Source organism: Zhongshania sp., from assembly GCF_041584495.1.
GTDB lineage: Bacteria > Pseudomonadota > Gammaproteobacteria > Pseudomonadales > Spongiibacteraceae > Spongiibacter.
The window spans coordinates 1-13,217 of record NZ_JBFHDY010000101.1 but is presented as its reverse complement, the minus strand read 5'-3'; the positions used below and the strand labels follow the sequence as shown (position 1 = coordinate 13,217).

Annotated in this window: 14 protein-coding genes, 1 tRNA gene and 1 pseudogene; 4 read left to right on the top strand and 12 right to left on the bottom strand. The window is 51.0% G+C overall.

What is annotated here, in order from left to right; translation table 11 throughout:
* Positions 1 to 181 precede the first annotated feature (181 nt).
* A complete protein-coding gene (gene mltF / locus ABYP33_RS14335) occupies positions 182 to 1,633 on the top strand; it encodes a membrane-bound lytic murein transglycosylase MltF (protein WP_373091807.1) in 1,452 nt (483 codons plus the stop codon).
* Positions 1,634 to 1,711: 78 nt separating this feature from the next.
* Here the strand turns inward: mltF and ABYP33_RS14330 are convergent, their stop codons facing one another.
* The 7 genes and pseudogenes from ABYP33_RS14330 to ffh form a co-directional block, all read right to left on the bottom strand.
* Positions 1,712 to 2,482 carry a DsbC family protein gene (locus tag ABYP33_RS14330; RefSeq protein WP_373091805.1) on the bottom strand — a complete coding sequence of 257 codons (771 nt, stop codon included), beginning with the start codon at positions 2,480 to 2,482 and terminating at the stop codon, positions 1,712 to 1,714.
* A gap of 89 nt (positions 2,483 to 2,571) precedes the next feature.
* Positions 2,572 to 3,479 (bottom strand): annotated as a pseudogene (gene xerD / locus ABYP33_RS14325) (site-specific tyrosine recombinase XerD).
* Between the two features lie 104 nt (positions 3,480 to 3,583).
* Positions 3,584 to 3,946, bottom strand: a complete 363-nt coding sequence (gene rplS / locus ABYP33_RS14320) for a 50S ribosomal protein L19 (RefSeq protein ID WP_008247482.1) — start codon at positions 3,944 to 3,946, stop codon at positions 3,584 to 3,586.
* A gap of 48 nt (positions 3,947 to 3,994) precedes the next feature.
* Positions 3,995 to 4,735: a tRNA (guanosine(37)-N1)-methyltransferase TrmD gene (gene trmD / locus ABYP33_RS14315; protein ID WP_373091804.1), complete on the bottom strand. Its 741-nt coding sequence runs from the start codon at positions 4,733 to 4,735 to the stop codon at positions 3,995 to 3,997.
* A gap of 54 nt (positions 4,736 to 4,789) precedes the next feature.
* A complete protein-coding gene (rimM, locus tag ABYP33_RS14310; RefSeq protein WP_373091803.1) occupies positions 4,790 to 5,335 on the bottom strand; it encodes a ribosome maturation factor RimM in 546 nt (181 codons plus the stop codon).
* Complete coding sequence (gene rpsP, locus ABYP33_RS14305; protein ID WP_373091811.1) at positions 5,336 to 5,584, bottom strand: 30S ribosomal protein S16; 249 nt, start codon at positions 5,582 to 5,584, stop codon at positions 5,336 to 5,338.
* Between the two features lie 326 nt (positions 5,585 to 5,910).
* Complete coding sequence (gene ffh / locus ABYP33_RS14300; protein ID WP_373091802.1) at positions 5,911 to 7,284, bottom strand: signal recognition particle protein; 1,374 nt, start codon at positions 7,282 to 7,284, stop codon at positions 5,911 to 5,913.
* Between the two features lie 203 nt (positions 7,285 to 7,487).
* On the opposite strand from ffh, the gene ABYP33_RS14295 reads away from it, so the two are divergent.
* Both ABYP33_RS14295 and ABYP33_RS14290 read left to right on the top strand, forming a co-directional pair.
* Positions 7,488 to 8,273 carry an inner membrane protein YpjD gene (locus ABYP33_RS14295; protein WP_373091801.1) on the top strand — a complete coding sequence of 262 codons (786 nt, stop codon included), beginning with the start codon at positions 7,488 to 7,490 and terminating at the stop codon, positions 8,271 to 8,273.
* 84 nt (positions 8,274 to 8,357) lie between these two features.
* Complete coding sequence (locus tag ABYP33_RS14290; protein WP_373091799.1) at positions 8,358 to 9,626, top strand: HlyC/CorC family transporter; 1,269 nt, start codon at positions 8,358 to 8,360, stop codon at positions 9,624 to 9,626.
* On the opposite strand, the gene ABYP33_RS14285 is transcribed toward ABYP33_RS14290, so the two are convergent.
* The 5 genes from ABYP33_RS14285 to queA form a co-directional block, all read right to left on the bottom strand.
* Positions 9,623 to 9,817 (bottom strand): DUF1289 domain-containing protein, encoded by a 195-nt coding sequence (locus ABYP33_RS14285; protein WP_373091798.1) that lies wholly within the window; start codon positions 9,815 to 9,817, stop codon positions 9,623 to 9,625. The two genes, ABYP33_RS14290 and ABYP33_RS14285, sit on opposite strands and share 4 nt — an antisense overlap.
* Positions 9,814 to 10,350 (bottom strand): gamma carbonic anhydrase family protein, encoded by a 537-nt coding sequence (locus ABYP33_RS14280; protein WP_373091796.1) that lies wholly within the window; start codon positions 10,348 to 10,350, stop codon positions 9,814 to 9,816. The genes ABYP33_RS14285 and ABYP33_RS14280 overlap by 4 nt, the downstream gene beginning before the upstream one ends.
* Before the next feature lie 67 nt (positions 10,351 to 10,417).
* Positions 10,418 to 10,741: an NGG1p interacting factor NIF3 gene (locus ABYP33_RS14275; protein WP_373091794.1), complete on the bottom strand. Its 324-nt coding sequence runs from the start codon at positions 10,739 to 10,741 to the stop codon at positions 10,418 to 10,420.
* Complete coding sequence (gene tgt, locus ABYP33_RS14270; RefSeq protein WP_373091792.1) at positions 10,722 to 11,894, bottom strand: tRNA guanosine(34) transglycosylase Tgt; 1,173 nt, start codon at positions 11,892 to 11,894, stop codon at positions 10,722 to 10,724. Before tgt ends, ABYP33_RS14275 begins: the two co-directional genes overlap by 20 nt.
* Positions 11,891 to 12,958, bottom strand: coding sequence for a tRNA preQ1(34) S-adenosylmethionine ribosyltransferase-isomerase QueA (gene queA, locus ABYP33_RS14265; protein WP_373091809.1), 1,068 nt, complete (start codon positions 12,956 to 12,958; stop codon positions 11,891 to 11,893). Before queA ends, tgt begins: the two co-directional genes overlap by 4 nt.
* A 169-nt stretch (positions 12,959 to 13,127) precedes the next feature.
* Here queA and ABYP33_RS14260 point away from each other — a divergent pair.
* A tRNA-Leu gene (locus ABYP33_RS14260) sits at positions 13,128 to 13,212 on the top strand.
* The last annotated feature ends 5 nt before the right edge of the window (positions 13,213 to 13,217 follow it).

Sequence of the window (13,217 nt, the reverse complement as noted above, 5' to 3'; positions counted from 1 at the left end):
GAAAATCTGAAAGCGCCGGAGCACCTGGAATAATGAGCATTCGGGGCGACAACCTTGATCGAATGGATTGAAGCCGGCCATTGTAAAGGAAATACGCGGGAAATTTTATCCCAAATACTCTTTATGGTGCGATCAATCGCTAAGCGCTACAATCGAGCCCAAGATTCTCGGAGCAACACACTTGCCAGACTGCCCCAAAACACGACGATTGCTGCTGCGCGCCCTACTGGCAGTGCTTGTTATCGGCCTTTTTTCGCACTGCAGTGAAAATAGCGACAGCCTGCAAAAAATTCGTGAAGACGGCGTTTTACGGGTAGTAACACGCAATGGCGCCACTACTTATTATGAAAGCCAGGGCGCACCAGCCGGTTTCGAGTATCAATTGGCCCACGCCTTTGCCGAGCATTTAGGGGTAAAACTGCAAATAATTCCGGTAGTCGGGCTCGACGAAGTGTTTGATAGCCTCGCGAATGGCAGCGCTGATATCGCTGCTGCAGGCCTAAGCATCACTCCTGAACGCCAAGACTCGCTTGTCTTTGGCCCAAGCTACTTAAGCGTCAAGCAATTTTTTATCTACAACCGCGATGCAAATGACCCCATAAAAAGCGCGAAAGACTTAATCGGCAAGCAAATTCGAGTATTAGGAAATACTGCCCACGTCAACTTATTGAAGGAATTAAAACAAAATCACCCCGATCTAACATGGGCTGAAAGCCGAGACTTTGAAACCATTGACCTACTTGAACAGCTCGCCGATGGCCAAATCGACGTGACGATCATCAATTCCAATGAGTTTTACGCCAACCGCGCCTTTTACCCCAGCTTCCGCATCGGCTTTAGCGCCGACAACCCCCACAAAATGGCCTGGGCTATGCTGGCGACACCTGCCAATGCGGGGCTAACCAAAGCCGTTGCTGAGTTTTTTAAAGTCATGACCGACAACGGCAAATTGCCACGTCTCGTGGAGCGTAACTTCACATTCAATGAACGCCGCACCTTTATTAACACCCACGCATTTCTCCAACTTAAAGAAGAGCGGCTGCCAGAAGTTAAGGGCATGATCGAGCAAGTAGCTATTGAATACGACCTAGACTGGCGATTGCTTGCCGCCATAAGCTACCAAGAATCCCACTGGAATCCGGACGCAAGATCACCCACCGGGGTCAGGGGCATGATGATGCTCACCCGCGCCACCGCTGAAGAACTCGGCGTAGATGACCGGCGCGACCCCATGCAAAGTCTTAGAGGGGGTGCTCGCTACTACAAGAAAATGCTAAGTCGGCTGCCCAGCTCAATAGAGAGCCCCGATCGCAGCTGGTTTGCCCTCGCCGCCTATAATATTGGCCTTGGCCATGTTGAAGACGCACGGGTCATCACCGAACAACTAGGCGGCAACCCCAACCTATGGAACGACGTCCGCGAAAATCTGCCATTATTGCGGCAAAGAAAATGGTTTGAGCCCACGCGCTACGGCTATGCGCGCGGTGACGAAGCCGCGCGCTATGTCCGCAATATTCGCGATTATTATTCACTGCTAACTTGGGATGAGCTGAACCGTTATCGCGTACCACCGCCACGCATAGCCGCAGACTATTTACCCGCAGAACTAAACCGTGGTTTCGACGCCATGTAAGCTGGTAAAGACGATACCTGAACTGAGTAGTCCAACAGGCAGCTCTCGCGTGCGAAAGCTGCCTAAGAACACTGGAAGTTAACGAAGCACCATCGGTATAAGCTGAGCAGCAGGCTTATAGCCGGGAATCAAACTGCCATTCTCTAACACAATAGCAGGCGTACCGGTAACACCCATTGCCGCCCCCAACTGATATTGAGCCGCGATGGGGTTATCACATTTCTTCTGCGTAACAAAACCGCCACTTTTTAAGGCATCCATTGCGGCATTGCGATTGTCAGCACACCACGCCGATGCCATTTTGTCATAGGTTGGCGTTCCCAAGCCTGCGCGGGGGTATGCCAAATAGCGAACTTCAATTCCCGCCGCATTCAGCTGCGGAACTTCTTGATGCAACTTCTGGCAGAATCCGCAATCCACATCGGTAAAGACATAAATCGCGCCCTTAGCCTTTCCTTTAGGGCTAAATATGATCATATCCTCCCGCTTAACTTCACTTAGCCACTCTTTACGCCGCGGCGCGAGTTTTTTCTCGGCAACACTCTCAATTCCCGCAGCGCTAATTTCAAACATATCACCGACGATAAAATATTTACCATTTGCACTGGCATACACCACCGGGCCGTTTTGCATGCTCACCAAATAAAGACCCGGCAATTCTTCGCTGGCAACAACGTTACTAATCACAATATCAGGGCGGGTGGCTTTAAAAGAAGCCCTAATGGCAGTTTCGGCCGCCTTATCTACCACTACACTGCCGGCATTGACCTGCATCGCAGGCAGTATTAGCCCAGCTAAAACAATCGACCACAAAGCCCGAACGGCAGTGCGCTTCTTTAAAATATTCAAATAATTTCTCCAAAAAATAATCGTAGTACTGCCAACCCAGTATTTTAAGAACCCCTTCAAGGCAACAAGTTCAGTCACCTCAGACAACGTTAACCACGTGGATGATACATGCTGTGTAACGACTTCATCCGCTCTCTGGCAACATGAGTATAAATCTGTGTTGCACTCAAATCCCAGTGACCCAGTAATAATTGCACGACCCGCAAGTCAGCGCCATGATTTATCAAATGTGTTGCAAAAGCATGGCGCAAAGTATACGGAGAAATCTGACTACTAAGCCCCGCATTCAAAGCATGATACTTAGCGCGATGCCAAAAAGCCTGCCGAGTCATCATCTGCCCGCGGCGACTAGGAAACACCACATCTGGCGCCACTCCAGCAGTCAGCAAACGCGGCCGCCCGGCGCTCATAAACTGCTGTATCCAGAGACTTGCATCTTCGCCGATGGGGACCAAACGCTCTTTATCACCCTTACCAACAACTCTCATCAAACCCTGAGATAAGCTGAGTTGAGCAAACTTTAAACCCACCAGCTCTGTAATACGCAAACCCGATGCATAGAGCAACTCCAACATGGCCTTGTCGCGCAGTTCGAGAGGGTCATCTATATTTGGCGCGGCCAGTAAAGCTTCAACATCTTGCTCACTCAACGACTTGGGCAAGGGCCGCCCCAGCTTAGGCGAATCAATGTCCAGCGTTGGATCTACCGCTATACGCTGTTCTCAGCACTGCAGCCGATAAAAACCGCGCAAGCAGGATAACATCCTCGCTGTACTACGAGCAGAGAGCTTCCCCGTCCGCTGAGCGCCGAGATAGCTCAAGACATCAGCCTTGCTTATAGACAGCAAACGCTGCTCGCGAGATGCCAGCCAATCGCTAAAGGCCTGCAAATCCTGACGGTAGGCTGAAATTGTATTTGCACTCAAGCCCTTTTTTCTAACCACAAGCTATCTGCATAGAGCTCAATAATATGGGTATCTTGCATTCTGGGGTCCATACTGCCAGCAACCTCGGCTTTGCAAAAGTAAACTCAGAATTTTCGCCCATCCTAAAACAAAAAAGGCAGCCAATGGCTGCCTTTTTTGTTTCGCAAAAGAAAGCTTACGCTTTAGCGCCAAGCTTTTCTTTAATACGTGCGGCACGACCGCTCAGTTCACGCAAGTAGTACAGCTTAGCTTGACGAACGTCGCCGCGACGCTTGACTTGAATGCTTTCAATCAGCGGGCTGTAAGTCTGGAAAGTACGCTCTACACCAACGCCGTGGGAGATTTTACGCACAGTGAAAGCCGAGTTCAGGGCACGGCTACGAATGCCAATAACAACACCTTCGAAAGCCTGCAGACGCTCACGTGCACCTTCCTTAACTTTCACTTGGACAACAACGGTGTCACCGGGGCTGAAATCTGGCAGCTCTTTGGTGGACTGCTCTGCTTCCAGTGCGGCAATAATTTTGTTGGTGCTCATGGCATGCTCCTAAATTCAAAGGTTTGTAGCTTCGCAGCTAGATGTCAATTAATCGTCAAGCTCGCGGACAAATTCCGCCAGCAGTTTATTTTGTTCGTCGCTCAGCTCTACCTGTTCAAGTAAATCTCTGCGCCGCAACCATGTCCGACCCAGTGACTGCTTCAGCCGCCAGCGTCGTATCGCTTCATGATTACCACTTAACAGCACGTCTGGCACCGCCATGTCTCGGTAGTACTCAGGCCGCGTGTAGTGCGGACAATCCAGCAAACCATCGGCAAAAGAATCCTGCTCTGCCGACAAATGATGACCCAACACACCCGGCAATAAACGACTCAATCCGTCAATCATTACCATGGCCGCTAACTCACCACCACTTAACACATAATCGCCAATCGACCATTCCTCATCGACTTCGCCGTCAATCAGGCGCTCATCTACACCTTCATAACGCCCCGCTAACAATACCAGCGAAGGCTTTGTAGCCAACTCCGTCAAGCCAGCCTGCGTTAGCGGTCGCCCCTGGGGTGACAGATAAATCACTGTCGCCCCCGGCGCGACCGATGCCTTCGCAACCGCAATGGCACGCTGCAGCGGCTCGGTCTTCATCACCATGCCTGGGCCGCCCCCATAGGGCCGGTCATCCACTGTCTGGTGACGATCAATGGTGTAATCTCGAGGATTACAACACGCTATACTGAGCAAACCGTTCTGAACTGCTCGCCCCGTCACGCCGTAATCACGCACTGCGGCAAACATCTCGGGAAACAGGCTAACCACCGATATTTCCACGACACTGCCCCCTGTGGCCCAGCCTCGCTGGCCTAGCGCCTTTGCTCCGTTTAACTAGAACTCTGGATCCCAGTCCACCGACATGATCTTGGTATCAAGATCGATATCCTTTACAAACTGCCCCGGCACATAAGGAATCAAACGCTCCTTATCATCAATGCTGCCAGCGCACTTACGCACCACCAGCACATCGTTGGCACCTGTTTCAAGAAGGTGATCGACCTCACCCAATAAGCAGCTGTCACCGGACGGCAGCAGCGTATTGACCTTCAGACCGATCAACTGATGCCAATAATACTCATCACCTTCCAACACCGGCAAGGCGTCATCAGCTACAGCAAGCTCTAAACCACAATATGCGGCAGCTGCATCGCGATCATCAACGCCCACCAAGTGACCGACTATGCCTTTGCCGTGAGGCCGACACTCGTCAAACTCGGCGCGCTGCCACTTTCCAGACTTGCAAAAGTAAACATCGCTGTAGCCAAAAAAATTACTTAGCGGGTCGGTGAAAGAATGTATCTTCACCCACCCTTTCACCCCATAAACCGCCGTAATCTTCGCGATTATCACCCGGCCTTGCGGGGCAAGCGCTGACATTTAAGCGGCAGCAGATGCGTCTTTCAGCAGCTTTGCAACGCGATCAGACATTTGCGCGCCTTTAGACACCCAATGCTCAACGCGTGCATTATCAACACGCAGACGCTCTTCATTGCCACGGGCAACCGGGTTGAAAAAACCAACGCGTTCAATAAAACGGCCGTCGCGAGAGGTGCGGCTGTCAGTAACTGTTAGATGATAAAATGGGCGTTTTTTAGAACCACCACGTGCCAAACGAATAATGACCATTCTTGTTCCATTTCCTAGCATTTGGGCAGGCAAAAAACGCCTGCTTATCGAAAAATTCGAAGCATTTACTGACCGAAGCCATAAAGGCGCGGAATTATAAGGGAATTAAGTGATATATGAAACACTTGGCGCAGTTTTTCTTCCAAGGCCATCACCCCAAACAATACCATCACGGCAATATCGAGAAAAAATCACCCACTTAAAACACCAAACCCTTAGTTATCAATGCGTTAAGAATCAATCAAAAGATTAAATCTATCTGTAGCACACCGTTAATTCCACGAGAGAATTAACGGTCTTTAGGCGCTACTCACTGAGCAAAGACATCACATACCAGGAAAACGACCACCACCGGGCGGCATCATTCCGCCCATGCCACGCATCATATTTGTCATTCCACCCTTTTGCCCCATCTTCTTCATCATCTTAGCCATCTGCTTGTGTTGCTTAAGCAGACGGTTCAAATCTTGAATCTCAGTACCCGAACCCATGGTAATACGGCGTTTGCGGGAGCCATTGAGCAAATCCGGATTGCGGCGTTCAGCCGGGGTCATGGAGTTGATGAGCGCTTCCATGCGGGTAAACATTTTATTATCGATCTGGCTTTGGGCCATTTGCGCCATATTGCCCATACCCGGCAGCTTATCCAGCAAACCCTTCATGCCACCCATATTCTGCATATGCTGGAGCTGATCACGCAGATCCTCCAGATCGAATTTCTTACCCTTTTTAAGCTTTTTGGCGAGTTTTTCGGCTTTGTCTTTATCGAGCTTAGACTCGGCCTCATCGATAAGCGACAGCATATCGCCCATACCGAGAATGCGCGACGCAATACGGTCTGGGTAAAAGGGGTCAAGTGCATCAGTCTTTTCACCAACCCCCATAAACTTGATCGGCTTACCGGTAATATGACGCACCGACAAGGCTGCACCACCGCGGCTATCGGCATCGGCCTTGGTTAGAATCACACCAGTCAGAGGTAAGGCCTCGCCAAAGGCCTTAGCGGTATTAGCCGCATCCTGACCGGTCATGGCGTCTACCACGAACAAGGTCTCAACTGGCTTGATCGCCGCATGTAGGTCTTTAATTTCGGTCATCATATCGGTATCAATATGAAGGCGACCCGCGGTATCAACAATCAGCACATCGTAAAAACGCAGCTTCGCTTCGGCTATCGCCGCTGTAGCGATATCGACTGGCTTTTGCTCGAGATTACTGGGGAAGAATCCCGCGCCCACATCTGCCGCGAGGGTTTCAAGCTGCTTGATTGCCGCAGGCCGGTAGATGTCCGCACTAACTACAAGCACTTTCTTTTTGTGCTTTTCTTGCAGGAATTTCGCGAGTTTAGCAACTGAGGTCGTTTTACCTGCCCCCTGCAAGCCCGCCATCAAGATAACGGCCGGTGGCTGGGTAGCCAAATTCAGGGCTTCATTTTTAAGCCCCATAATTTGCTCCAGCTCCTGCTGGACGATTTTAATGAACATCTGACCAGGGCTGAGACTTTTACTCACCTCCTGCCCAACCGCGCGACCGCGCACCGCGTCAACAAAGTCCTTTACTACCGGCAGCGCGACATCAGCCTCGAGCAAGGCCATGCGCACATCGCGCATGGCGTCGCTAATATTGTCTTCAGTCAAACGCGCCTGACCAGTAACATGGCGCAGGGTCTGCGATAGACGTTCCGTTAAGCTCTCAAACATGCGTAAACTCTCTTAATATCTTTGATTCTGCAGAAGGTTTCAGGGAAAACGTGGTTCAAGTCGACATTATTGCGCGAACCCGCTTACAATCTTACCCACTTGTGTACTTCCGGCTTACACGATAGCGCAGCAGTATAACCGAGTCTCAAGACAGACCCAACGCTCAGTACACACATCAACGACATATTGGCCATACTGAACCTATGAATCTATACAGCAGCATCGCAGCCATCACGCTCTATCTTGTTGCCGCGGGCATCCAATACCGCTTAATTAGCACGCCGATAAGTTACCGCAGCCTAGCGCCCGGCTTACTGGCCACCGGCTGTCACGCGCTCGCGGCCTTCACTGCTATTTCCACTCCCGCTGGTATGGACCTTGGCGTTGCTCAGGTGCTATCCCTTGTCACATGGCTAATCTGTGTCATCACGCTCAGCGCCAGCTTGCGTCGCCCATTACACAATTTATTAATTGCCCTATACCCCCTCGCCGCCATTAGCTTAACTGCCGAACTTCTCATACCTGGTACACAGCAAGTCTTACCGCACCAGAGCCCCGGCGTGTTAAGCCACATACTATTGTCCATACTCGCCTACAGTATGCTCACAATTGCCGCAGTGCAGGCCACTGTTCTCGCCTTGCAAAACCGCATGCTGCGCGACCACCGACTGAAGGGCCTGCCGAGTATTTTGCCGCCACTTCAGACCATGGAAGCGATGCTTTTTGAGCTAATTTGGGCTGGATTCGTACTGCTGAGCTTGGCGATTACGACTGGCGCCGTCTATGTAGACGACATTCTCGCTCAGCACCTGCTCCACAAAACCGTGTTTTCAGTATTATCTTGGGTGCTACTGGCGATTTTATTATGCGGTCGGGCGGCCTTAGGTTGGCGCGGCAATATCGCCATACGCTGGACACTATGGGCCTTTGCCTGCTTATTGCTGGGCTACCTTGGCACCAAAATTGCCCTATCACTAATCATCCATTAATACCGAAGCCGAGATTACGCTTGTGGTGCCTCACATTTTTCTTCAAGATTGGCACTCATTTCATATTAAGGGGTTCTGGGCTTTTTGAACGAGGCACCGCTGGGTCTTCTCTTTGGCATATTAGCTGCACTGATCATTCTGTCCGGATTTTTTTCCGGCTCCGAAACCGGAATGATGTCCCTCAACAGGTATCGCCTGCGGCATCGTGCCAAATCAGGCCATCGCGGCGCGAAACGCGCATCCAAACTACTGGAAGAACCCGATAGTCTTATCAGCACGATTTTGATCGGCAATAATCTAGTTAACAATTTAGCCGCGTCGATCGCTACCATTCTTGCCATTCGCATGTACGGCGACAACGCGGTGGTGCCAGCATCAATACTGCTGACCTTGGTATTTTTAATATTTGCTGAAATTATCCCTAAAACCATTGCCGCCTATAAATCAGAAGCCGTTGCCTACACGGTCAGTCATGTCTTGCTACCACTAAAATCGCTGCTCTTTCCCGTCATTTGGATGGTTAGCCACGTTACCCATTTTGTCTTGCGGCTAACGCGCATCGAGAAAAACGACGGTTCAGAACATATTGGCTTAGAGGAATTGCGCACAATCGTTGGTGAAGCTGGGCATTTAATCCCCAAACACCACAAGGGGATGTTAATGAATATCCTCGATCTTGAGCAGATCACCGTCGACGACATTATGATTCCGCGCAATGAAGTGTTCGGCATTGATATCGACGCCAACACCGATACCATCATCCACAAATTGCGCGATGCCGAGTTCACCCGCATACCCGTTTACCAAAACGACATCGACAATATTGTCGGCATCCTCCATCAACGCGACATTATCAATAGCGTGGATGAACAGGGGCGCGTGCAGCGCGACGCCCTGCTGCAAGCTATACGAGACCCCTATTTCATTCCCGAAGGCACGCCGCTCAACACCCAGCTATTTAACTTCCAAAAGCAAAAACGCCGACTCGGCATAGTGGTCGATGAATACGGCGTTATGCAGGGCATAGTCACGCTTGAAGACTTACTGGAAGAGATCGTTGGCGAGTTTACCTCCAATTTAAGCACCGACACTGAAGACATAATTCATCAAGCCGACGGCAGCTATTTAGTCGATGGCACTACCACGGTTCGCGATATAAATAAGAGTATAAAATGGGAATTACCCACCGACGGCCCCAAGACCCTAAACGGCCTTTTGCTTGAAAAATTAGAATCATTTCCAGAAGCCTCAGTCGGCGTATCAATAGGCCGCTACCGCTTTGAAATTATCGAAATGAAAGGCAATCTTATTCAGTCAGTTCGCGCCTATATTAAGCCCAAAACACGCCACTAAAGGTCATATTTGCTGCGGCAGCGCTGATTAGCCAGAAAAATCACCTCGCGCTTCGCCATATTGCTTAACGCCGACCAATCACTAATTTCATCCAAACTGCGATAGCAGCCTGTACAGATATCGTACTCATCCAGAGCGCAGACCGACACACAAGGCGAAGCCACTGGCTTATCTTTTATCTCTACGCTCATTTCTCTGGCACCACCTGGGGACGAAGCTCAGCAATAAAGCGCTGACCATTTTCCACGTAATGTGCCGCAGACATCAGCAGCGCCGCCTGCTCTTCAGGGCTAAGCATACGCTTAATTTTTGCTGGCGCGCCCATGACCAGAGCACCATCAGGAATTTCCATACCTTCAGTTACCAGCGAGTTGGCGCCGATTAAACAGCCCCGACCAATCTTCGCACCGTTAAGTACCACTGAATTAATACCAATCAAGCTACCGGCGCCAATGGTGCAACCGTGCAGCATCACCTTATGTCCCACAGTGACATCCTCACCGATATGCATTGGGATACCCACATCGGTATGCAGCACGGATGCATCTTGAATATTGCTGCGCGCACCAATCACGATATCGTCTACATCACCGCGAATAACCACGTTAAACCAAATACTCGCCTGATCACCCACTGTGACCGAACCTATAAGCGTCGCGTTATCGGCAATAAAATGCGCGCCGCCCTCAAGTGTGACGCGCCGATCACCCAATTCATACAGCATAAGAAATCCTCAATTTTCGCCAACAACACAGCCTTCCAACATGACTAAGAATGCCATAAAACCTGGGCTATATTTGCACTAGCGGTAAAAATTCATAAGCGGGCTCTTCAAATGGGTGCGCAGCGACGAGCGCCGCCTTCACCGCGCTGGCGCGGTCGGCGGGACAAAGCAATTCAACCCGATACTCGGCGACCGACGCTAGATTACCAAGCTCACCTAAAAACGGCGAGCTTCCGGTCATTGGCCGGAACTGCCCCTGCCCCAACACCTGCCAACAGCAGTGTTCATAATATCCCTGACGCCCAGCTCCCGCCGCAAACACAGCCGCCTTAACCACCTCAACATGACTAGCTGGCACAAAAAACACGAGTTTAAGCACCTGACTCGTCATCCTCTTCACTCCGCCGATCAGGCTGCTCAGCCTGATCCGGCCGCACTTCTTGACTGGCATAATACGCTGCGGCAAATTGCGCGAGACGCCCTTCCTCTATCGCCAAACGAATCGCCGCCATGTGATTTTGGTAGTAGCGCAAATTGTGGATGGTATTCAATTGCGCACCAAGAATCTCTTTGCACTTATCTAAATGGTGCAAATAGGCGCGGCTAAAGTTCTGACAGGTATAGCAATCACAATTCGCATCCAGAGGCGCAGTGTTGGTTTTATGGGCTGCATTACGGATCTTAATCACCCCAGTAGAGGTAAACAAATGGCCGTTACGAGCATTGCGAGTGGGCATCACGCAGTCGAACATGTCTACGCCCCGCATTACGGCTTCGAGAATATCCGAGGGCTTACCCACACCCATTAAGTAGCGGGGTTTGTCGGTGGGCAAATGATCTGCAAGGGAATCGAGCACCTTCAGCATCTCCTCCTTGGGCTCCCCCACCGACAGGCCACCAATAGCATAACCATCAAAACCAACCTCAGCCAGCCCTGCTAGCGACTCCCTGCGCAGCTCAGGGTACATACCGCCCTGAATAATACCGAACAGCGCCGCATCATTACCCGCGTGCGCCGCCTTACTGCGTGCCCCCCAGCGCAGCGACAACTCCATAGATGTGCGCGCCTCGGCCTCTGTTGCCGGGTATGGCGTACACTCATCAAAGATCATCACAATATCGGAGCCCAGATCCCGCTGAATTTGCATTGAGGTCTCGGGGTCAAGGTAAACACTGCTGCCATTCACCGGCGATTTAAACGACACCCCCGCTTCAGTGATTTTACGCAGTTTACCCAAGCTCCAAACCTGAAACCCACCCGAATCCGTCAATATTGGCCCACTCCAACCAATAAAGTCATGCAAGCTGCCGTGGGCTTTTACCACTTCTGTACCCGGCCGCAGGCTGAGGTGAAAGGTATTACCCAGAATAATGTCGGCGCCAATTTCATGAATATCCCGCGGTAACATACCCTTTACCGTGCCGTAGGTACCCACCGGCATAAATGCGGGGGTTTCGACTTTGCCCCGAGGAAAATCCAAACATCCTCGCCGCGCCATACCATCAGTGGTTTTTAGCGCAAACTTCATGCGACAGTCGCTCATACAGTATTTCCTGTTATCTCGGTATTAGTAGCAGGAAACACCAACATGGCATCACCATAGCTAAAAAATCGGTACTGCTCGGCCACCGCTTCGCGATAGGCATTTAGTACAGCCGCCTGGCCTGCAAAGGCACTGACGAGCATGATCAAAGTCGATTCCGGCAAATGAAAATTCGTCACCATCATATCAACACTGCGAAATTGGTAGCCGGGGTAAATAAAAATTCGACTATCACCGGCAAAGGCCGCAATCTCGCCAGATTGCGAAGCGGACTCCAAGCTGCGAACACTCGTTGTACCCACCGCCACTACGCGGCCACCACGAGCACGGGTGGCACGCACCTGCTCGGCAACTTCCTCGGGCACTTCGATATATTCCGAATGCATTTGATGGTCGCGAATATCATCGGCGCGCACTGGCTGAAACGTACCTGCCCCCACGTGCAAGGTCACAAAGGCAAGCTCGACGCCTTTTGCCACACACTGCTGAATTAAGCTTTCCGTAAAGTGCAGACCTGCCGTTGGCGCGGCCACCGCGCCATCGCGGCTCGCGTAAACTGTTTGATAACGCTCGCGGTCCTCGGCAGAATCTTCTCTCTCTATATATGGCGGCAGCGGCATATGCCCTAAACGAGACAACACCGTCAACACCGGCTCAGCAAATTCAAGTTCAAATAGCGTATCGTGGCGACCAAGGACGGCAACAGACTCTGTGCCGGGGGCATCGGTATTATTTGCTGCGAGCAAGAGCGTCGCGCCAGCCTTTGGCGACTTGCTCGAGCGCACATGCGCCAACACGCGATATTCGTCGACAATCCGCTCAACCAATATTTCAATTCGACCACCGCTTTCTTTGGTGGCAAATAGCCTGGCAGGAATTACCCGCGTATTATTAAAAACCAGCAAATCACCCGCCCGCAAATAATCCGGCAGCGCCTTAAACTGACGATGCTCGCATTGTTGCCGGGAATTCAATACCAATAAACGACTGGCATCGCGCTCTGGCATTGGATAATAGGCGATGAGGCTTTCGGGAAGCTCAAAATTAAAGTCGCTGCGCCGCATAATGTCTGCTTTCATTTGGAAGGGCGCAAGATTAGCGGAATTTGCCAAAAGACTCCACCGAGGCAAGCAAATCCCGAGTTTCAGCACTTAAATTGCAGATATATTAAGAAAACTGTCATGGTCGATTGACCCCAGAGAAAAGCTTGCTATAATCGCGCCCCAATCACATGCCAGTGTGGTGAAATTGGTAGACACGCTAGATTCAAAATCTGGTTCCCTCGGGAGTGGCGGTTCGAGTCCGCCCACTGGTACCATTATT